Source organism: Micromonospora citrea (assembly GCF_049629545.1).
GTDB lineage: Bacteria > Actinomycetota > Actinomycetes > Mycobacteriales > Micromonosporaceae > Micromonospora > Micromonospora citrea_A.
The window spans coordinates 236,124-259,896 of record NZ_JBNADX010000006.1 but is presented as its reverse complement, the minus strand read 5'-3'; the positions used below and the strand labels follow the sequence as shown (position 1 = coordinate 259,896).

Below are 23,773 nucleotides of genomic sequence, written 5' to 3'. Positions count from 1 at the left end.
ATGGCGGACGAAGAGAAGCTCCTCGAACACCTCAAGTGGGTGACCACCGAGCTCCGCCAGGCGCACCGGCGCCTGCGGGAGCTGGAGGACGCCGAACCGGAGCCGATCGCCGTCGTCGGCATGGCCTGCCGGTTCCCCGGCGGCGTCAGCTCCCCCGAGGAGCTGTGGGACCTCGTCGCCGCCGGCACCGACGCCACCGGCACGTTCCCCACCGACCGTGGCTGGGACCTGGCCCGGCTGTACGACCCGGACCCGGACCACCCCGGCACCTCGTACAGCGACCGGGGCGGTTTCCTGCGCGACGCCGGGCACTTCGACCCGACCCTGTTCGGCATCTCGCCCCGCGAGGCCCTCGCGATGGACCCGCAGCAGCGGCTGCTGCTGGAGACCACCTGGGAGGTGTTCGAACGCTCCGGTCTCGACGTGGGCGCGCTGCGCGGCAGCCGTACCGGCGTCTTCGTCGGCACCGCAGGCCAGGACTACGCCTCGGTCCTGCGCCGCCTCCCCGAGGGCGCCGAGGGGTACGTGCTGACCGGCACCGCCGCCAGCGTCATCTCCGGCCGGCTCGCGTACACCTTCGGGCTGGAGGGCCCGGCCGTCACCATCGACACCGCCTGCTCGTCGTCCCTGGTGGCTCTGCACCTGGCCGGCCAGGCCCTGCGCGACGGCGAGTGCAGCCTCGCCGTGGCCGGCGGGGTCAGCGTGATGGCGACCCCCGGCGGCTTCGTCGAGTTCTCCCGCCAGCGCGGCCTCGCCGCCGACGGGCGCTGCAAGGCGTTCTCCGCCGACGCCGACGGCACCGGCTGGGCCGAGGGCGTCGGCATGGTGCTCGTCGAGCGGCTGTCGGACGCCCGCCGCAACGGCCACCCCGTGCTCGCCGTGATCCGGGGCAGCGCCGTCAACCAGGACGGGGCGAGCAGCGGCCTCACCGCCCCGAACGGCCCCGCCCAGCAGCGCGTCATCCGGCAGGCCCTGGACAACGCCCGGCTCACCCCCGCCGACGTGGACGTCGTCGAGGCGCACGGCACCGGCACCACCCTCGGCGACCCGATCGAGGCGCAGGCGCTGCTCGCCACGTACGGCACGCAGCGCCCGGCGGACCGGCCGCTCTGGCTCGGCTCGCTGAAGTCGAACATCGGCCACACCCAGGCGGCGGCCGGCGTCGCCGGGGTGATCAAGATGGTGCTGGCGATGCGGCACGCGACCATGCCGCGCACCCTGCACGTCGCGCAGCCGTCCCCGCACATCGACTGGACGGCCGGCGCCGTCACCCTGCTCACCGACGCCCGCCCGTGGCCGGCCGAAGCCGGCCGCGCCCGCCGCGCCGCCGTCTCCTCGTTCGGCATGAGCGGCACCAACGCCCACCTCATCCTGGAGCAGGCCCCCGCGCCCGAGCCCGAGGACGCGCCGCCCGCCGCGCGTGCCCTCCCCACGGCCCCGGTGCTGCTCTCCGCCGCCCACCCCGCCGCGCTCGCCGCGCAGGCCGGCCGTTGGGCGTCCTGGTTGGACGCCGATGGCGAGCTGCGTCCGCTCGACGTGGCGTTCTCGTCCGTCACCGCCAGGGCCACCCTGGACAGCCGCGCGGTCGTGGCCGCCACCGACCGCGACGACTTGCTGGCCGGCCTGCGGGCGTTGGCGGCGGGGGAGCCGTCGGGGGCGGTGGTCGCGGGTCAGGCCGACGACCGGGGTCCGCTCGCGGTGCTCTTCTCCGGTCAGGGCGCGCAGCGTGCCGGCATGGGCCGGGAGTTGTACCGAGCCTTCCCGGTGTTCGCGGCGGCGCTGGACGAGGTCTGTGCGCACCTGGACCGGCTGCTGCCGCAGCCGTTGCAGTCGGTGCTATTCGCGCCGGAGGGCACGCCCGAGGCCGGGCTGTTGGACCAGACCGTCTTCACTCAGGCCGGCCTGTTCGCGGTCGAGGTGGCGTTGTTCCGTCTGGTCGAGTCGTTCGGTGTGGTGCCGGACTTCGTCGGTGGGCACTCGGTCGGGGAGATCACCGCCGCGCACGTGGCGGGGGTGTTGTCGCTGGAGCACGCGTGCGCCCTGGTGGCGACCCGGGGCCGGTTGATGCAGGCCCTGCCCGCCGGTGGGGGGATGCTCGCCGTGGCCGCGTCCGAGGACGAGGTGGCGATTGTTCTCGACGGACTGGCCGACGTGGGTATCGCCGCCGTCAACGGCCCGACCTCGGTGGTGGTCTCCGGTGCGCTCGACGTGCTCGACGAGGTGGAGCGGGCCTGGCGGGAGCGGGGTGTGCGCATCCGTCGGCTGACGGTCAGCCATGCCTTCCACAGCCCGCTGATGGAGCCGATGCTCGCCTCGTTCCGGGCGGTCCTGGAAAAGCTGACCTTCGCCGCGCCGACGCTGCCGGTCGTGTCGAACCTGACCGGCGCGCTCGCCGACCCGGACGAGATCCGTACCGCCGACTACTGGGTGCGGCACGTGCGCGAGGCGGTCCGCTACGCCGACGGCATCAGTGCGCTGCGGGCGGCCGGGGTGGACACGTTCCTGGAGATCGGTCCGCAGAGCGTCCTGACCGCGATGACCGCCGACGTGCTCCCCGGGCACGAGGGCGTGCTCGCCGTCGCCGTGCAGCGCAAGGACCGGCCCGAGGTCGCCGCGCTGCTCGCCGCCCTGGCCGACCTGCACGTGCACGGCGTCGGAATCACCTGGCAGCCCTGGTTCACCGGCACCGGCGCGAGCCGGGTGGACCTGCCGACGTACGCGTTCCAGCGGGAGCGGTTCTGGCCGGAGGTGGGGTCGTGGCAGGTCGGTGACGTGTCGGGGGCGGGGCTGGGGGTGGCCGGGCATCCGTTGTTGGGTGCGGCGGTGCGCCTCGCCGGTGACGACGAGGTGGTGTTGACCGGTCGGCTGTCGGTGTCGACGCATCCGTGGCTGGCCGAGCACGTGGTCGCCGGCGCGGTGGTGGTGCCGGGTACCGCCCTGGTCGAGTTGGTGGTGCGCGCGGGTGACGAGGTCGGCGCGTCCCGGGTACGGGAGCTGACCGTGTCGGCGCCGCTGACCCTGCCGCCGTCCGACGCCGTCCGGGTGCAGGTACGCGTCGGCGCGACCGACGGCTCCGGCGCCCGCCAGGTGACCGTGCACGCCCAGCCCGAGGACGACCCGGAGGCCGAGTGGACCCGGCACGCCGAGGGCGTCCTGGAACCCGCGTCGGCCGACGAGCCGACGGTGGGTGCCTGGCCGCCGGCCGAGGCGTCCGAGGTGGACCTGTCCGGCTGGTACGACACGCTCGCCGGGCACGGACTGTCGTACGGGCCGGTGTTCCAGGGGCTGCGTCGGGTCTGGTCCGGTGCGGGTGAGGTGTTCGCCGAGGTCGTGCTGCCCGATGAGGTGGCGGCCGACGCGAGCGGGTTCGGGGTGCATCCGGCGTTGCTGGACGCCGCGTTGCATCCGATCGGGTTGCTCGACGGTGGGTCCGGCTCGGGTGCGCGGGTGCCGTTCGCGTTCGAGGGTGTGCAGGTGCACGCCTCGGGTGCGCGCACGTTGCGGGTGCGGTTGAGCCGCTCCGGCACGTCGGTCCGTCTGGTGGCGGTGGACGAGTCGGGTGCGCCGGTGGTGTCGGTGGACTCGCTGGTGCTCCGCGAGATGGGTGCGGTCTCCACCCCGAGCGCGGCAGACCGGTCGCTGTTCGAGGTGTCCTGGCAGGTCGAGGAGGTCGCCCCGGCCGCCGCGCCGGTGGACTGGGCGGTGCTGGACCTGCACGGGCGGCCCGGCGTGGGCGCGGAGCAGGCCGGATCCGTGCCCGTCCCGCCCGGCGCGGCTGTCTTCGCGGACGTGGCGGCGTTGGTGGCGGCGGTGCAGGCGGGTGGCAGCGCGCCGCAGGCCGTCCTGCTCCCGGTGCCCGCCGCCGAGTCCATGGCTGTCCGCACGGCCGCAGCAGGGGTCGACGAGCTCCCTGCCGGCGAAGATCCGGCCACCGCCGGCGCGGTTACCGATGCTGCCACCACCACCGCCACCCGGGTCGACGCGGTCAGCACGGCCGCCGCCGGCGTCCGTGTTGACGAGGTCACCGCCAACGACGCGGCTGGGGTCCCGGGCATGGTGCGGCAGGTGACGGCGGACGTTCTGGCCGTGGTGCAGCGGTGGTTGGCGGCGGAGGAGCTGGCCGGTTCGCGGTTGGTGGTGGTGACCCGGGGTGCGGTGGCGGTCCGGGACGAGGACCGCATCGGCGATCTGGCCGGTGCCGCGGTGTGGGGGCTGTTGCGGTCGGCGCAGTCGGAGCATCCGGACCGCATCGTGCTGGCCGACCTCGATCGCGTCCCGGACGCCGAGGCGGTGGCGTTGCTCGCGGCGGTGGCCGCCGACCCGACCCCGACCGGCGGGCAGGTGGCGATCCGCGAGGACGCCGTGCGCGTACCCCGGCTGACCCGCCTCGGCGGCGACGACCTGACGCCCCCGGCGTCGGGACCCTGGCACCTCGCGCCGGTCGCGCCCGGCACGCTGGACGGCGTCGCCCTGGTGCCCGCGCCCGCGCTGCGGCCGGGCCCCGGGCAGGTGCGGATCGCCGTACGGGCGACCGGCGTCAACTTCCGCGACGTGCTCATCGCGCTCGGCATGTACCCCGACCCGGCGGCCCGGATGGGCAGCGAGGGCGCGGGCGTGGTGCTGGAGGTCGGCCCCGGTGTCGACGACCTCGTCCCCGGCGACCGGGTGATGGGCATGTTCGAACCCGGCTTCGGCCCGCAGGCCGTGGCCGAGCGGGAGCGGGTGGCGAAGATCCCCGCCGGCTGGTCGTTCACCCAGGCGGCCTCCGTCCCGCTGGTCTTCCTCACCGCCTACTACGCGCTGCACGACCTGGCAGGGCTGCGGGCGGGTGAGTCGGTGTTGATCCACTCGGGTGCGGGTGGGGTCGGCATGGCGGCGATCCAGTTGGCGCGGCATTTTGGTGCGACGGTGTACGCCACGGCGAGTCCGGGCAAGTGGGGCATGCTGCGGGAGTTGGGGGTGGCGGGGGAGCGGATCGCTTCGTCGCGGACCACGGAGTTCGAGCAGACGTTCGCCGCCGCGTCGGGTGGTGCGGGCGTGGACGTGGTGTTGGACGCCCTGGCGGGTGAGTTCGTGGACGCGTCGTTGCGGTTGTTGCCGCGTGGTGGCCGGTTCGTGGAGATGGGCAAGACCGACGTCCGGGACGCCGACGTGGTGGCGCAGCAGCATCCGGGGGTGGCCTACCGGGCGTTCGATTTGAACGAGGCGGGCGGCACCCGCATCGGGCAGATGCTCGCCGAGTTGCTGGCCCTGTTCGAGCAGGGTGTGTTGCGGCCGTTGCCGGTGCGGGTGTGGGACGTGCGGCAGGCGCGGCAGGCGTTGCGGCACATCAGTCAGGCCCGGCACGTCGGCAAGGTCGTCCTGACCGTCCCGACGCCGGTGGACCCGGACGGCACGACGCTGGTCACCGGTGCGTCCGGCACCCTGGCCGGGGTCGTCGCCCGGCACCTGGTCGCCACCGGCCGGGCCGGGCACCTGCTGCTGGCGTCGCGCCGGCTGCCCGCCGAGGGCAGCGACTACGCCGCGCTCGTGGCCGAGTTGACCGAGGCCGGCGCGACCGTGAGCGCCGTGTCCGTGGACGTGGCCGATGCGGAACAGGTCGACGCGCTGATCGCCGGGGTCGACCCGGCCCACCCGCTCACCGCCGTGGTGCACTGCGCGGGCGTCCTCGCCGACGCCGTCGTGACCTCCCTGGACGCCGACGCCCTGGCCACCGTCCTGCGGCCGAAGGTGGACGCCGCGTGGGCGTTGCACCGGGCCACCGCGCACCTGGACCTGTCGGCGTTCGTGTTGTTTTCCTCGATCGCGGCGACGCTCGGCTCACCCGGGCAGGGCAACTACGCCGCCGCCAACGCGTTCCTCGACGCCCTCGCCGGCCACCGGCGGCACCGCGGCCTGCCCGCCACCAGCATCGGCTGGGGCATGTGGGCCACCACCAGCACGATGACCGCCCACCTCGACCGCGACGACGAGCAGCGGCTGCGCCGGCTCGGCATGGGCGGGCTCACCGCCACCGAGGGCGCCGCCCTGTTCGACGCCGCCACCGGCCGGGCGCTGCCCACCGTCGCGGCGGCCCGACTGCGGATCACCGCCGACGCCGGACAGGTCCCGCCGATCCTCCGGCTGCTCGCCCGCACCGGCGGACGCCGGCAGGCGGGCGGCGCGTCCACCGGCACCGCCTGGTCCGACCGGCTCGCCGGGCTGGCCCGGGACGAGGCCCGTCGGCTGTTGGTGGAGCTGGTGTGTGCGCAGGCGGCGGCGGTGCTGGGGCACGCGTCGGCGCAGGCGGTTGCGGGCGGTCGGGCGTTCAAGGAACTCGGGTTCGACTCGCTGACCTCGGTGGAGCTGCGTAACCGGTTGGCCTCGGCCACCGGGCTGCGGCTGCCCGCCACCCTCGTCTTCGACCACCCCACCCCGGAGCGCCTCGCCGCACACCTGCACGAGCAGTTGGGCGAGACCACCGCACCCGACCGGGACCGCCCCCGCACGGCCGCCCCGGCCGCCGCCGACGAGCCCATCGCCATCGTCGGCATGGCCTGCCGCTACCCCGGCGGCATCGCCACCCCCGACCAGCTGTGGGAGCTGGTCGCCTCCGGTTCCGATGCGATCGGTGGGTTCCCGGCCGACCGGGGTTGGGACCTGGACGCGCTCTACGACCCGGACGCCGACCGGGCCGGCACGTCCACCACCCGCCAGGGCGGGTTCCTGTACGACGCGGCGCAGTTCGACCCCGGGTTCTTCGGCATCAGCCCCCGCGAGGCCCTGGCCATGGACCCGCAGCAGCGGCTGCTGCTGGAGACCTCGTGGGAGGCGTTCGAACACGCCGGCATCGACCCCACCACCGGGCACGGCACCGTCACCGGCGTCTTCATCGGCGCCGCCTCCTCCGGCTACGCCGCCACCGGCAGCGACGGCCTCGACGGCCTGGAAGGCCACCTGCTCACCGGCACCGCCGGCAGCGTCGCCTCCGGCCGCGTCGCGTACACCTTCGGGTTCGAGGGCCCGGCCGTCACCGTCGACACCGCCTGCTCGTCGTCGCTGGTGGCGCTGCACCTGGCCGCGCAGGCGCTGCGCTCCGGCGAGTGCGAGATGGCCCTGGCCGGCGGCGTCGCGCTGATGGCCCAGCCCGGCATGTTCTCCGAATTCTCCCGCCAGGGCGGCCTCGCCCCCGACGGCCGGTGCAAGGCGTTCGCCGCCGGCGCCGACGGCACCGGCTGGGGCGAGGGCGTCGGCATGCTCCTCGTCGAACGGCTCTCCGACGCCCGGCGGCGCGGCCACCGCGTCCTCGCCGTCATCCGCGGCACCGCCGTCAACTCCGACGGCGCGTCCAACGGCCTCACCGCCCCCAACGGCCCGTCACAGCAGCGGGTCATCCGCCAGGCGCTGGCCAACGCGCGTCTCACCCCGGCCGACGTCGACGCCGTCGAGGCGCACGGCACCGGCACCACCCTCGGCGACCCGATCGAGGCACAGGCGCTGCTGGCCACCTACGGGCAGGACCGACCGGCCGAACGGCCGCTGCTGCTCGGCTCGATCAAGTCCAACATCGGCCACACCCAGGCCGCCGCCGGTGTCGCCGGGGTCATCAAGATGGTCCTCGCCATGCGGCACGGCCTGGTGCCGCCCACCCTGCACGTGGACGAGCCGTCGCCGCACATCGACTGGACGACCGGGGCCGTCGCCCTGACCACCGAGGCCGTCGGATGGCCGGCCGTCGACCGGCCCCGCCGCGCCGCCGTCTCCTCCTTCGGCATCAGCGGCACCAACGCCCACGCCATCATCGAGCAGGCCCCCGCCGACACCCCGGCCCCCCGCAGCACGCCCGCCGAGGCGGTGCCCGGCCTGGTCGCCGCCGACGCCGTGCCGCTGCTCGTCTCCGGCCGCAGCGCCCGCGCGCTGCGCGACCAGGCCGCCCGGGTCCACGCCCACCTGACCGAGCGGCCGGACCTCGACCTCGTCGACCTCGGGTACGCGCTCGCCACCGGCCGCGCCCACCACCCGTACCGGCAGGTCACGGTGGCCGCCGACCGGGACGACGCGCTGGCCGGGCTCACCGCGCTCGCCGACGCCGAGCACCACGGCGGCACCGGCGACGGTACGCCGAAGGTCGTCTTCGTCTTCCCCGGCCAGGGCACCCAGTGGGCCGGCATGGCGCTCGACCTGCTGGACTCCTCGCCGGTATTCCGGGACCGGATGGGCGAGTGCGCGGCGGAACTGGCCGGACTGGTCGACTGGACCCCCGAGGACGTGCTGCGCGGCACGCCCGGCGTCCCACCGATGGACCGGGTCGACGTCGTGCAGCCGCTGCTGTTCTGCGTCATGGTCTCCCTCGCCGAGGTGTGGCGGTCCTGCGGCGTCCGGCCCGATGCCGTCATCGGCCACTCCCAGGGCGAGATCGCCGCCGCCTGCGTGGCCGGCGCGCTCACCCTGCCCGACGCGATGCGCCTGGTCGTCGCCCGCAGCCGGGGCCTGTTGGCCATCTCCGGGCTCGGCGGCATGGTCTCCGTGCCCCTGTCCGCCGACGACACCGCGCAGCTCATCGCGCCCTGGGCGGGCACTCTCTCCGTCGCCGCCCTGAACGGCGCAGGCGTCACCGTCGTCTCCGGCGACGCGGCGGCCGTCACCGAGCTGCTCGCCACCTGCGCCGAGCGCGACATCCGGGCCCGGCGCATCGCCGTCGACTACGCCTCGCACTGCGGGCACGTCGAGGCCGTCCGCGAGGACCTGGCCGCCGCCCTCGGCGCCATCGAGGCCCGCCCCACCGCGGTCGCCTTCCACTCCACGGTCACCGGTGACCTCATCGACACCACCGAACTGGACGCCGACTACTGGTACCGGAACCTGCGTGAGCCGGTCCGCCTCGCCCCCGTCGTGGACTCCCTGATCGACGCCGGCTTCCGGGCCTTCGTCGAGGTCAGCCCCCACCCCGTGCTCAAGGTCGTGGTCCAGGACGCCCTCGACCGGGCCGCCACCGGGCAGCCCGGCGTCGTGGTCGGTTCGCTGCGCCGCGACGAGCACGGCCCCCGCCAACTGCTCACCGCGCTCGGTGGCCTGCACGCCACCGGCGTACCGGTCGACTGGGCCGCCCTCTTCGCCGGCACCGGCGCGAGCCGGGTGGACCTGCCGACGTACGCGTTCCAGCGGGAGCGGTTCTGGCCGGAGGTGGGGTCGTGGCAGGTCGGTGACGTGTCGGGGGCGGGGCTGGGGGTGGCCGGGCATCCGTTGTTGGGTGCGGCGGTGCGCCTCGCCGGTGACGACGAGGTGGTGTTGACCGGTCGGTTGTCGGTGTCGACGCATCCGTGGTTGGCCGAGCACGTGGTCGCCGGCGCGGTGGTGGTGCCGGGTACCGCGCTGGTCGAGTTGGTGGTGCGCGCGGGTGACGAGGTCGGCGCGTCCCGGGTACGGGAACTGACGATCGCCGCGCCGCTGGCGCTGCCCGCCACTGGCGGCGTACGCGTGCAGGTACGCGTCGGCGCGGCCGACGGGGACGGGGCACGCGGCGTCACGCTGCACGCCCAGCCCGAGGACGACCCGGCCGCCGAGTGGACCCGGCACGCCGAGGGCGTCCTGGAACCCGCGTCGGCCGACGAGCCGACGGTGGGTGCCTGGCCGCCGGCCGAGGCGTCCGAGGTGGACCTGTCCGGCTGGTACGACACGCTCGCCGGGCACGGACTGTCGTACGGGCCGGTGTTCCAGGGGCTGCGCCGGGTCTGGACCGGCGACGGCGAGGTGTACGCCGAGGTCGCCCTGCCCGCCGAGGTCGCCGACAGCGCCGGCCGGTTCGAGGTGCACCCGGCGCTGCTCGACGCGGCCCTGCACCCGATCGGGCTGCTGCTGACCGACCCGGCCACCGGGCCCCGGCTGCCGTTCGCGTTCGAAGGCGTGCAGGTGCACGCGGCCGGCGCCCCGACCCTGCGGGTCCGGCTGACCCGATCCGGCACGGCGGTACGCCTCGTCGCGGTCGACGAGTCCGGTGCGCCCGTCGTGTCGGTGGACTCCCTCGTGCTGCGGGAGGCGGGCGTCGCACCCGTGCCCGCCACGGCCGACCGGTCGCTGTTCGAGGTCACCTGGCAGACCGAGCAGGTCACCCCCGCCGCCGACGTCTCCGGCTGGGCGGTGCTCGGCGCACCCGTCGACCTGCCCGGCGTACCCGCGTACGCCGACCCGGCGACGCTGCTCGCCTCGATCGGGGCAGGGGAGCCCGCACCCCGGACCGTGCTGCTCCCGGCCGCCGCCGACGCGGCGGGCGACGACCTGCCCGGGCGGGTCGGGGCCACCACCCTGGACGTGCTGGGCACCGTGCAGGCGTGGCTCGCGGCCGACGCCCTCGACGACATCCGGCTGGTCGTGGCCACCCGGGACGCCGTCGCGGCGCAGCCGGGCGACCCGGCCGGTGACCTGTCGGGCGCGGCGGTGTGGGGGCTGCTGCGTTCGGCGCAGTCCGAGCACCCGGACCGGATCGTCCTGGCCGACCTCGACCGCGCCCCGGACGCCGAGGCGCTGGCGCTGCTCACGCCGGTCGCCGCCGACCCGGCCCCCACCGGTGGGCAGGTCGCGCTGCGCGGCGACACCGTGTTCGCGCCTCGGGTGACCCGCCCGGCCGTCGACCGGCTCACCCCGTCCACCGACCTGTGGCACGTGGCGGCGGTGCACCCCGGCACCATCGACGGTGTCGACCTGCTGCCGGGCGCGGCGCTGCCGCTGGCAGCCGGTCAGGTGCGCGTCGCCGTCCGGGCGGCGGGCGTGAACTTCCGCGACGTGCTGATCGCGCTGGGCATGTACCCGGATCCCACCGCCGCCATGGGCAGCGAGGGCGCCGGCGTGGTGCTGGAGGTCGGCCCAGGCGTGGACGACCTGGCACCCGGCGACCGGGTCTTCGGGTTGTTCGAGCCCGGCTTCGGCCCGCAGGTGCTCGCTCAGCGCGACCGGATCGCCCGGATGCCGGCGGAGTGGTCGTTCGTCCAGGCCGCGTCGGCGCCGGTGGTGTTCCTGACGGCCTACTACGCGCTGCACGATCTGGCGGGTCTGCGGCCGGGTGAGTCGGTGTTGATCCATTCGGGTGCGGGTGGGGTCGGCATGGCGGCGATCCAGCTTGCCCGGCATTTCGGCGCGACGGTGTACGCCACGGCGAGCCCGGGCAAATGGGGCACCCTGCGGGACCTCGGGGTGGCGGACGAGCGGATCGCCTCGTCGCGAACGACGGACTTCGAGGCCGCCTTCGCCGCCGCGTCGAATGGCGCGGGTGTCGACGTGGTGCTCGACGCCCTCGCGGGTGAGTTCGTGGACGCGTCGCTGCGGCTGTTGCCGCGTGGTGGCCGGTTCGTGGAGATGGGCAAGACCGACATCCGCGACCCGGAACTCGTCGCCGCGCAGCACCCCGGCGTGTCGTACCAGGCGTTCGAACTCAACGCCGCCGGCGGCGCCCGCATCGGGCAGATGCTCACCGAACTGCTGGAGCTGTTCGCGCAGGGCGCGCTCACGCCGCTGCCCGCGCGGACCTGGGACGTGCGGCAGGCGCGGCAGGCGTTGCGGCACATCAGTCAGGCCCGGCACGTCGGCAAGGTCGTGCTGACCGTGCCGGCGCCGGTGGACCCGGGCGGCACGACGCTGGTCACCGGTGCGTCCGGCACCCTGGCCGGGGTCGTCGCCCGGCACCTGGTCGCCACCGGCCGGGCCCGGCACCTGCTGCTGGCGTCGCGCCGGCTGCCCGCCGAGGGCAGCGACTACGCCGCGCTCGTCGCCGATCTGACCGAGGCCGGCGCGACCGTGAGAACCGTGTCCGTGGACGTCGCCGACCCGGAACAGGTCACCGCGCTCGTCGCCGGCGTGGACCCGGCCCACCCGCTCACCGCCGTCGTGCACACCGCCGGGGTCATCGCCGACGCCACGCTCACCTCTCTCGACGCCGACGCGGTCACCGCCGTCCTGCGGCCCAAGGTCGACGCCGCGTGGGCGCTGCACCGGGCCACCGCGCACCTGGACCTGTCGGCGTTCGTGCTGTTCTCCTCGATCGCGGCGACGCTCGGCTCACCCGGGCAGGGCAACTACGCCGCCGCCAACGCGTTCCTCGACGCCCTCGCCGGCCACCGGCAGGCCCACGGCCTGCCGGCAGCCAGCCTCGCCTGGGGACTCTGGGCCACCACCAGCACCATGACCGCCCACCTCGACGCCACCGAGCACCGCCGGGCCATCCGCACCGGCAGCGCCCCGCTCACCGACGCCGAAGGGCTCGCCCTGCTCGACGCCGCGCAGCGACACGGCGGCGCACACGTCGTACTCATGAAGGTGCCGGCGGTCCCGGACCCGGGCCGGGTCCCCGCGCTGCTGCGCGACCTCGTCCGCCCACCCCGATCCCGGCGGCGCGCCGCGGCCCGGGCCGCCGCCGACCTGTCGGTGGCCGACCGGCTCGCGGCGCTCAGCCCCGTCGAACGACGCGGCCAACTCCTCGACCTGGTCACCGGCAGCGTCGCCGCCGTGCTCGGCCACCGCTCGGCGGACACCGTCGACGCGCAGCGGCCGTTCAAGGAACTGGGCTTCGACTCGCTCACCTCCGTCGAACTGCGCAACCGGCTGGCCGCCGCCACCGGCCTGCGGCTGCCCGCCACCGTCGCCTTCGACCACCCCGCCCCCGTCGTGCTCGCCGACTTCCTCGACCGGGAGATCGGCGGCCGCGCCGCGACCGCGCCCGCACCGGCCACCGCCACCGCCACCGGCGCGGACGAGCCGATCGCCATCGTCGGCATGGCCTGCCGCTTCCCCGGCGACGTCCGCACCCCCGAGCAACTGTGGGACCTCGTCACCGCCGGCGCCGACGTCATCGCGCCGTTCCCCACCGACCGCGGCTGGGACCTCGCCGCCCTGCGCGCCGACGGCGGGGACGGCACCACCACCCCGCAGCACGGCGGCTTCCTCTACGACGCCGCCGACTTCGACGCCGCCTTCTTCGGCATCAGCCCCCGCGAGGCCCTCGCGATGGACCCGCAGCAGCGGCTGCTGCTGGAGACCTCGTGGGAGGCGTTCGAACGGGCCGGCATCGACCCGCTCACCGCCCGGGGCGGCAGCACCGGTGTCTACGTCGGCCTGATCTACCACGACTACGCCGGCAAGGCGCTCGGCACCTCCGACGACCTCGACGGGTACGTCGGCAACGGCAGCGCCGGCAGCGTCGCCTCCGGCCGCATCTCGTACCTGTTCGGCCTGGAGGGCCCGGCCGTCACCGTCGACACCGCCTGCTCGTCGTCGCTGGTCGCGCTGCACCTGGCCGCCCAGGCGCTGCGGCAGGGTGAGTGCGGGCTCGCCCTCGCCGGCGGCGTCAGCGTGATGTCCACCCCCGGCATGCTCGCCGAGTTCTCCCGCCAGCGCGGCCTGTCGCCCGACGGACGGTGCAAGGCGTTCGGCGCGGGCGCCGACGGCACCGGCTTCGCCGAGGGCGTCGGCATGCTGCTGCTCGAACGACTCTCCGACGCCCGGCGCAACGGTCGGCGGATCCTCGCCGTCGTCCGGGGCAGCGCGGTCAACCAGGACGGCGCCAGCAGCGGCCTCACCGCCCCCAACGGCCCCTCCCAGCAGCGGGTCATCCGGCAGGCCCTCGCCAACGCGCGGCTCACCCCCGCCGACGTCGACGCGGTCGAGGCGCACGGCACCGGCACGGCGCTCGGCGACCCGATCGAGGCACAGGCCCTGCTCGCCACCTACGGCCAGGACCGCCCCGCCGACCGGCCGCTGCTGCTCGGGTCGGTCAAGTCGAACATCGGCCACGCCCAAGCCGCCGCCGGTGTCGCCGGTGTGATCAAGATGGTCATGGCGATGCGGCACGGGCTGCTCCCGGCCACCCTGCACGTCGACGAGCCGTCCCCACACATCGACTGGACGGCCGGCGCGGTCTCCCTGCTCGCCGAGGCCCGGCCCTGGCCCGAGCTGGACCGGCCCCGCCGGGCGGCCGTCTCGTCGTTCGGCATCAGCGGCACCAACGTCCACACCATCCTGGAACAGGCCCCCGAGGCGACTCCCACGCCCACGGTGAGCACGCCGCCGGTCGTCACCTCCGGCGACCTCACCACCCCGTGCGTGCTCTCCGCCCGCACCGGCGAGGCGCTGCGCGACCAGGCCCGGCAGCTACGCGACTGGCTGGGACGCAACCCCGGCACCGCGCTGCCCGACCTCGGCCACGCCCTGGCCACCGGACGCTCCGCGTTCGCGCACCGGGCGGTGCTGCTGCCCCGGGACCGACAGCACCTGATCGCCGGCCTCGACGCCGTCGCCGACGACCAGCCGTCGTCCATCGCGGTGCGCGGCACGGCGGGCACCGGCCGGCTCGCCGTGCTCTTCTCCGGGCAGGGTGCGCAGCGCGCCGGCATGGGTCGGGAGTTGTACGGGACGTTCCCGGTGTTCGCCGCCGCGTTGGACGAGGTCTGCGCCCACCTGGATCCGCTGCTGCCGCAGCCGCTGCAGTCGGTGCTGTTCGCGCCGGAGGGCTCGCCCGAGGCGGGGCTGCTGGACCAGACGGTGTTCACTCAGGCCGGTCTGTTCGCGGTCGAGGTGGCGTTGTTCCGTCTGGTGGAGTCGTTCGGTGTGGTGCCGGACTTCGTCGCCGGGCACTCGGTGGGGGAGATCACCGCCGCGCACGTGGCGGGGGTGTTGTCGCTGGCGGATGCGTGTGTCCTGGTGGCGGCGCGGGGTCGGTTGATGCAGGCGCTGCCGGCCGGTGGCGGGATGCTGGCCGTGGCCGCGCCCGAGGCGGACGTGCTGCCGACGCTGGACGGGCGCACCGACGTGGGGATCGCCGCGGTCAACGGCCCGTCCGCCGTCGTCGTCTCCGGGGCGCTCGACGCCTTGCACGAGGTGGCCGAGCACTTCACCGCCCTCGGGGTACGCACCCGGCGGCTGACCGTCAGCCACGCTTTCCACAGCCCGCTGATGGAGCCGATGCTCGACGAGTTCCGCTCGGTGCTCGACGGGCTGACGTTCCACCCGCCGCTGCTGCCCGTCGTGTCCAACCTGACCGGAACGGCCGCCGACGCCGCCGAGCTGCGCGACCCCGGGTACTGGGTGCGACACGTACGCCACGCCGTCCGCTTCGCCGACGGCATCGCATACCTGCGGCAGCGTCACGTCGGCACGTACCTGGAGGTCGGGCCGGACGGCGTCCTCGCCGGCATGACCCGGGACTGCCTCGCCGACGCCGACGGCGCCACCACCGACCCGGTCGTCGTGCCGACCCTGCGCAAGGGCCGCACCGAGGCGTCCGCGCTGCTCACCGCCCTCGCCGAGGCGTACGCCGGTGGCGTGCCCGTCGATTGGACCCCATTGACCGGCGGCGGCGTACGGCCGCTCGACCTGCCCACCTACCCGTTCCAGCGGCAGCGGTTCTGGCCCGACGCGGCGGCGTGGCGCTCCGGCGACGTGTCCGGCGCCGGACTGGCCGCCCCCGGCCACCCGCTGCTCGGCGCGGCGGTGCGCCTCGCCGGGGACGACGAGACGCTGCTGACCGGTCGGCTGTCGGTGTCGACGCATCCGTGGCTGGCCGAGCACGTGATCGCCGGCACGGTGCTGGTGCCCGGCACCGCGCTGGTCGAGCTGGTGGTGCGCGCCGGTGACGAGGTCGGCGCGTCCCGGGTACGGGAGCTGACCATCGCCGCGCCGCTGGCCCTGCCCGCCACCGGCGGCGTCCGGGTGCAGGTGCGCGTCGGCGGCGCCGACGCCACCGGCGGCCGGGACGTGGCCGTGTACTCCCAGCCCGACGACGACCCCGAGGCCGAGTGGGTCCGGCACGCCGACGGTGTCCTGGCACCGGTCGCCACCGAGGAGCCCGGCCTCGCCGCCTGGCCGCCGGTCGGTGTCCCGGAGACGGACCTCACCGGCTGGTACGACGCCCTGGTCGGGCACGGCCTGTCGTACGGGCCGGTGTTCCAGGGGCTGCGTCGCGTCTGGTCCGGTGACGATGAGGTGTTCGCCGAGGTCGTGCTCCCCGACGAGGCGGCGGCCGACGGGTTCGGGGTGCACCCGGCGCTGCTCGACGCCGCTCTGCACCCGATCGGGTTGCTCGACGGTGGGCCCGGTTCCGGTGCGCGGGTGCCGTTCGCGTTCGAGGGTGTGCAGGTGTACGCCTCCGGTGCACGCACATTGCGGGTGCGGTTGACCCGTGCCGGCACGTCGGTCCGCCTGGTGGCGGTGGACGAGTCGGGTGCGCCGGTGGTGTCGGTGGACTCCCTGGTGCTGCGGGAGCTGACCGGCGTGACCACGCCCAGCGCGGTGGACCGTTCGCTGTTCGAGGTGTCCTGGCAGGTCGAGGAGGTCGCCCCGGCCACCGCGCCGCTGGAGTGGGCGCTGCTGCGGCCCGCTGCCCAGCAGGCCGAGGCGGCCGGCGGCGGGGGCCCTGCGACGGCTGCGGCCCTGCCCGGCGCGACCGTGTTCGCGGACGTGGCGGCGTTGGTGGCGGCGGTGCAGGCGGGTGGCAGCGCGCCGCAGGCCGTCCTGCTCACGGTGTCCACCCCCAGCGACGCGGGTGCCGACGCGGCCGGGGTCCCGGACGTGGTGCGGCAGGTGACGGCGGACGTTCTCGCCGTGGTGCAGCGGTGGTTGGCGGTCGAGGAGTTGGCCGGTTCGCGGTTGGTGGTGGTGACCCGGGGTGCGGTGGTGGCCGGGGACGAGGATCGGGTGGCTGATCTGGCCGGTGCTGCGGTGTGGGGGCTGTTGCGGTCGGCGCAGTCGGAGCACCCGGACCGGATCGTGCTGGCCGATCTCGACCGGGCTCCGGACGCCGAGGCGTGGGCGTTGCTGGCGGCGGTGGCCGCCGACCCGACCCCGACCGGCGGGCAGGTCGCCGTCCGCGGCGACCGGGTGTGCGTACCCCGGCTGGTGCGGCAGGTGGGCGCGGAGCTGACACCGCCGGTCGACGGCGCGTGGCACGTCGCCGCGGCCCGCCCCGGCACCCTGGACGGCGTCGAGATCGTCCCGGTCACCCCGGTCGACCTCGCTCCCGGCGAGGTACGGGTTGCTGTCCGGGCGGCGGGCGTCAACTTCCGTGACGTGCTCATCGCCCTCGGCATGTACCCGGATCCGGCAGCGGTGATGGGCAGCGAGGGCGCCGGCGTGGTGCTGGAGGTCGGTCCCGGCGTGGACGACCTGACGCCCGGGGACCGGGTGTTCGGGTTGTTCGAGCCCGGCTTCGGCCCGCAGGTGGTCGCCCAGCGGCAGCGGATCGCCCGGATGCCGCACGGCTGGTCCTTCCGGGACGCCGCGTCGGTGCCGGTGGTCTTCCTGACGGCCTACTACGCGCTGCACGACCTGGCAGGGCTGCGGGCGGGTGAGTCGGTGTTGATCCATTCGGGTGCGGGTGGGGTCGGCATGGCGGCGATCCAGTTGGCGCGGCATTTTGGTGCGACGGTGTACGCCACGGCGAGTCCGGGCAAGTGGGGCATGCTGCGGGAGTTGGGGGTGGCGGGGGAGCGGATCGCTTCGTCGCGGACCACGGAGTTCGAGCAGACGTTCGCCGCCGCGTCGGGTGGTGCGGGCGTGGACGTGGTGTTGGACGCTCTGGCGGGTGAGTTCGTGGACGCGTCGTTGCGGTTGTTGCCGCGCGGTGGCCGGTTCGTGGAGATGGGCAAGACCGACGTCCGGGACGCCGACGTGGTGGCGCAGCAACATCCGGGGGTGGCCTATCGGGCGTTCGACCTGAACGAGGCCGGTGGGACGCGGATCGGGCAGATGCTCGCCGAGTTGCTGGCCCTGTTCGAGCAGGGTGTGTTGCGGCCGTTGCCGGTGCGGGTGTGGGACGTGCGGCAGGCGCGGCAGGCGTTGCGGCACATCAGTCAGGCCCGGCACGTCGGCAAGGTCGTCCTGACCGTCCCGACGCCGATGGACCCGGACGGCACCGTCCTGGTCACCGGTGCGGCCGGCGCCCTCGCCGCCGTGGTGACCCGACACCTCGTCGCCACCGGCCAGGCCCGGCACCTGCTGCTCGCCTCCCGCCGACTCCCCGCGCAGGAACCCGCCTACGCGGCGCTGGTCCAGGACCTCACCGACGCGGGCGCCACCGTCACGACGGTGTCGGTCGACGTCACCGACGCCGCGCAGGTCGCCGGTCTCGTCGCCGGCGTGGACCCGGCCCACCCGCTGACCGCCGTCGTGCACACCGCCGGAGTCGTCGCCGACGCGACCGTCACCTCACTCACCGATGAGGCCCTGACGACCGTCCTGCGGCCCAAGGTGGACGCCGCCTGGGCGCTGCACCGGGCCACCGCGCACCTGGACCTGTCGGCGTTCGTGCTGTTCTCCTCGATCGCGGCGACGCTCGGCTCACCCGGGCAGGGCAACTACGCCGCCGCCAACGCGTTCCTCGACGCCCTCGCCGGCCACCGGCGGCACCGCGGCCTGCCCGCCACCAGCATCGGCTGGGGCATGTGGGCCACCACCGGCGGCATGACCGCCCACCTGAGCGCCGACGACCAGCAGCGACTGGGTCGGCTCGGCATGGGCGGCCTCTCCGGGACCGAAGGCGCCGCCCTGTTCGACGCCGCGCGCACCGGACCGTTGCCGGCGGTGGTGGCCGCCCGGCTGCGGATCACCGCCGACGCCGCGCAGGTCCCGCCCATCGTCCGCCGGCTGGCCCGGACCCCGGGACGCCGCCAGGCGCGCTCTACCGTGACCGGGACCGGATCGGACTGGTCCGACCGGCTCGCCGGGCTGGCCCGGGACGAGGCCCGTCGGCTGTTGGTGGAGCTGATGTGTGCGCAGGCGGCGGCGGTGCTGGGGCACGCGTCGGCGCAGGCGGTGCCGGGCGGTCGGGCGTTCAAGGAACTCGGGTTCGACTCGCTGACCTCGGTGGAGCTGCGTAACCGGCTGGCCTCGGCCACCGGGCTGCGGCTGCCCGCCACCCTCGTCTTCGACTACCCGACGCCGGAGCGGCTGGCCGAGCACCTGCACGAGCAGTTGGGGCACGCCGCGTCGCCCGCCGCCGCCACCCGGGCGGTGACCCCGGCCGGCGCCGACGACCCGATCGCCATCGTCGGCATGGCCTGCCGGTTCCCCGGCGGGGTGTCCAGCCCGGACCAGCTGTGGGAGCTGGTCGCCTCCGGTTCCGATGCGATCGGTGGGTTCCCGGCCGACCGGGGTTGGGACCTGGACGCGCTCTACGACCCGGACGCCGACCGGGCCGGCACGTCCACCACCCGCCAGGGCGGCTTCCTGTACGACGCGGCACAGTTCGACCCCGGGTTCTTCGGCATCAGCCCCCGCGAGGCCCTCGCGATGGACCCGCAGCAGCGGCTGCTGCTGGAGACCTCGTGGGAGGCGTTCGAGTCCGCCGGCCTCGACCCGCGTGACACGAAGGCCACCACCGGCGTCTTCGCCGGGCTGATCCACCACGACTACGCCGGCCGGCTCGACGCCTCGGCGGAGCTGGAGGGGTACCTCGTCAACGGCACCGCCGGCAGTGTCGCCTCCGGCCGCGTCGCGTACGTCTTCGGCCTCGAGGGCCCGGCGGTCACCGTGGACACGGCGTGCTCGTCGTCGCTGGTGGCGTTGCACCTGGCTGCGCAGGCGCTGCGGTCGGGGGAGTGTGACCTGGCCCTGGCCGGTGGCGTGACGGTGATGGCCACCCCCAGCGCGTTCGTCGGCTTCTCCCGCCAGCGCGGGTTGTCGCCCGACGGCCGGTGCCGGTCCTTCGCCGCCTCGGCCGACGGCACCGGCTGGTCCGAGGGCGTCGGCATGCTCCTCGTCGAACGGCTCTCCGACGCCCGCCGCCACGGCCACCGCGTCCTCGCCGTGCTGCGCGGCAGCGCCGTCAACCAGGACGGCGCGTCGAACGGGCTGACCGCCCCGAACGGGCCGTCGCAGCAGCGGGTCATCCGGCAGGCGCTGGCCAACGCCCGGCTGTCCACAGCGGACGTGGACGCCGTGGAGGCGCACGGCACCGGCACCACGCTGGGCGATCCGATCGAGGCGCAGGCGCTGCTGGCCACGTACGGGCAGGACCGGCCCGCCGACCGGCCGCTGCTGCTGGGGTCGGTCAAGTCGAACATGGGCCACACCCAGGCCGCGGCCGGAGTGGCCGGGGTGATCAAGATGGTGCTCGCGATGCGGCACGGTCTGGTGCCGCCGACGCTGCACGTGGACGAGCCGTCGCCGCACATCGACTGGACGGCCGGTGCGGTGGCGCTGGCCACCGAGGCGACCCCGTGGCCGGCGGTGGACCGGCCGCGTCGGGCAGCGGTGTCGTCGTTCGGCATCTCCGGCACCAACGCGCACGTCATCGTCGAGCAGCCACCGGCGGACGTGGCGACGCCGCAGGCCGACCCGGAGCCGGTCGCTGTGGATCGGGTCGTGCCGGTGCTGCTCTCCGCGAAGTCGGAGGTGGCGCTGGCCGGGCAGGCGGGCCGGTGGGCGCGGTGGTTGGCCGGTGACGGGTCGCTGCGTGCGGTGGACGTGGCGTGGTCGTCGGTGACCACCCGACCCGCGCTGGAGCAGCGGGCCGTGGTGACCGCCGCCGATCGCGACGGTCTGCTCGCCGGCCTGCGCGCCCTCGCCGCCGGTGAGCCGTCCGCAGCCGTGCTGACCGGCGTCCCGGAGCAGCGGGGACAACTCGCCCTGCTCTTCTCCGGTCAGGGCGCGCAGCGCGCCGGCATGGGTCGGGAGCTGTCCGCGACGTTCCCGGTGTTCGCCGATGCGCTGGACGAGGTGTGCGCGCACCTGGACCCGCTGCTGCCGCAGCCGCTTCGACAGGTGCTGTTCGCGCCGGAGGGCTCGGCCGAGGCGGGGCTGTTGGACCAGACTGTCTTCACCCAGGCCGGTCTGTTCGCCGTGGAGGTGGCGCTGTTCCGGCTCGTCGAGTCGTTCGGCGTGGTGCCCGACTTCGTCGCCGGGCACTCGGTCGGGGAGATCACCGCCGCGCACGTGGCCGGGGTGTTGTCGCTGGCCGACGCGTGCGTCCTCGTCGCGGCCCGGGGCCGGTTGATGCAGGCGCTGCCCGCCGGTGGCGGGATGCTCGCGGTCGCGGCCGCCGAGGAGGCCGTCGCGGAGTCGATCGCGGGTCTGGCCGATGTCGGTGTCGCGGCCGTCAACGGCCCGACTTCCGTCGTCGTCTCGGGTGCGCTCGACGCCCTGGATGAGGTGGAGCGGGTCTGGCGGGAACGGGGGGTGCGTACCCGCCGGCTGACGGTGAGTCACGCGTTCCACAGCCCGTTGATGGCGCCGATGCTGGCCGAGTTCCGGTCGGTCCTGGAGCAGTTGACCTTCGCCGTGCCGCTGCTGCCGGTGGTGTCGAACCTGACCGGGGCGCTCGCCGACGGCGACGAGATCCGCACCGCCGACTACTGGGTGCGGCACGTTCGTGAGGCGGTCCGCTACGCCGACGGGATCAGTGTGCTGCGCAAGGCCGGGGTGGACACGTTCCTGGAGATCGGCCCGCAGAGCGTGCTGACGGCGATGACCGCCGACGTGCTGCCAGGCGACGCGGGTGTGCTCGCCGTGGCCGCCCAGCGCAAGGACCGCACCGAGGCGCAGGCGCTGCTGGCCGCCCTCGCCGAGCTGCACGTGCACGGCGTCGGAGTGACGTGGCAGTCGTGGTTCGCCGACACCGGGGCGACCCGGGTCGACCTGCCCACGTACGCGTTCCAGCACCAGCGGTTCTGGCCCGAGCCGGCTCCGCGCACCCCGGACACCGCCACGGCCGACGCTGGGGACGGCGAGTTCTGGGCCGCGGTGGAGAGCGGCGACCTGAGCGTCCTGGCCGGGCAGCTCGGCGACGACGCCGTCCAGGCCCTCACCCCGGCCCTGCCCGCCCTGACCACCTGGCGCCGTGCCCGCACCCGCGACACCGCCGTCAACGGCTGGTCGTACCAGGTGGGCTGGCGGCGCATCGACCTGGGCGACGGCACGGCGACCGGCCGATGGCTGCTCGTCGCACCCGACGGCGACCCGGTGGCCGCGCAGGTCACCGCCGCGCTCACCGCGACCGGCGGGGACGTGCGACAGGTGACCGCCGCGCCGGCCACCGCCACCCGCGCCGGCCTCGCCCGGCGGCTGGCCGCCGCGCTCGCCGACGGGCCGGTCACCGGCGTCGTCTCCCTGCTCGGTCTGCACGACGACCCGCACCCCCGGCACCCGGCCGTGCCGGCCGGCACCGCCGCCACGCTGCAGCTGATCCAGGCGCTGCACGACACCGCCCCGACGGTCCCGCTGTGGTGCGTCACCCGGGGCGCGGTCGGCACCGGCGATGACGACCGCGTACGCAGCGCCGCCCAGGGCGGCCTGTGGGGCCTCGGCCGCGTCGCCGGCCTCGAACTGCCGCAGCTGCGCATCGGCCTGCTCGACCTGCCCGAATCCGACGTCGACCCGACCCGGCTCGCGGCGGCGCTCACCGCCGCCGGCGACGATGACCAGCTCGCGCTGCGCCCCACCGGCGTGTACGCGCGCCGGCTCACCCGGGCCACCCCCGCCGACCCGGCGGCGGCCGACCGGTGGCGGCCCACCGGCACCGTGCTGATCACCGGCGGCACCGGCGCGCTCGGCGCGCACGTGGCCCGCTGGGCCGCCGGCGCCGGCGCCGCGCACCTCGTGCTGACCAGCCGGCGCGGAGACACCGCTCCCGGCGCGGCCGAGCTGCGCGACGAGCTGACCGCCCTCGGCGTCCGGGTCACCGTGGCCGCCTGCGACGTCGCCGACCGGGACGCGGTCGCCGCGCTGCTCGCCCGGCTCGACGACGACCCCGCCCCGCTGACCGCGGTGGTGCACGCCGCCGGACTCAACGACGTCACCCCGCTGCTCGACACCGACACCGACCGGCTCGCCGGGGTGATGACCGGCAAGATCGCCGGTGCCGTGCACCTCGACGAACTGCTCGGTGACCGGCCGCTCGACGCGTTCGTGCTCTTCGCCTCCATCGCCGGGATCTGGGGCAGCGGCGGGCAGGCCGGCTACGCGGCCGGCAACGCGTACCTCGACGCCCTGGCCGAGCGGCGACGCGCCCGCGGCCTGGCCGCCACCTCCGTGGCGTGGGGGCCCTGGGCCGACGGCGGGATGGCCACCGACGAGGCCCGGCGGGAGCTGTCCCGACGAGGGCTGCGGGCCATGGACCCGGCCGACGCCGTGCACGCCCTGCGGATCGCCGTCGGACGCGGCCGGGCCTGCCTCACCGTCGCCGACGTCGACTGGTCGACCTTCGCCCCGGCGTACACGTCGGCCCGGCCGCGACCGCTGCTGGCCGACCTGCCCGAGGCCCGGCCGGCCGCCGGCCCCGCCGACGACACCCCGACCGACGGTGGACGGTCGCTGCGTGACCGGCTGCTCGCCCTGCCCCGCGACGAGCAGGACCGCCACCTCACCGACCTGGTCCGCGCCCAGGCCGCCGCCGTGCTCGGCCACCCCGGTCCCGAGCGGGTCAAGCCACGGCGGGCGTTCAAGGAGCTGGGCTTCGACTCGCTCACCGCGGTCGAGCTGCGCAACCGGCTCACCCGGGCCACCGGCCTGCCCCTGCCCACCACGCTGGTCTTCGACTACCCCGACCCGGTCACCCTCGCCGGCCACCTGCTCACCGCGCTCGTCCCCGAGGCGCAGCAGCAGGCCACGGCCGACCCGGCCGAGACGGCGGTACGCCAGGTGCTCGCCACCGTCCCGCTGGCCCGCATCCGCGAGGCCGGGCTGCTGGACCTGCTGTTGAAGCTCACCGACGGCGACGACACCGACCCCGCCTCCACCGACGAGGACGTCGACATCGACGAGATGGACGCCGACACCCTCATCAGGCTGGCGCTCGACGGCTCCGAGTCCTGACCCT

The 23,773-nt window shown here is 75.5% G+C and carries 1 protein-coding gene; it reads left to right on the top strand.

Annotated features, from left to right (window positions below):
- Nucleotides 1-23,769 carry a type I polyketide synthase gene (locus ACPFP2_RS09865; RefSeq protein WP_424088228.1) on the top strand — a complete coding sequence of 7,923 codons (23,769 nt, stop codon included), beginning with the start codon at nt 1-3 and terminating at the stop codon, nt 23,767-23,769.
- Nucleotides 23,770-23,773: the final 4 nt, after the last annotated feature.

Bases quoted from the DNA above. Each gene is read 5' to 3' on its own strand.
- ACPFP2_RS09865 (WP_424088228.1), top strand. From the start codon at position 1: ATGGCGGACGAAGAGAAGCTCCTCGAACACCTCAAGTGGGTGACCACC.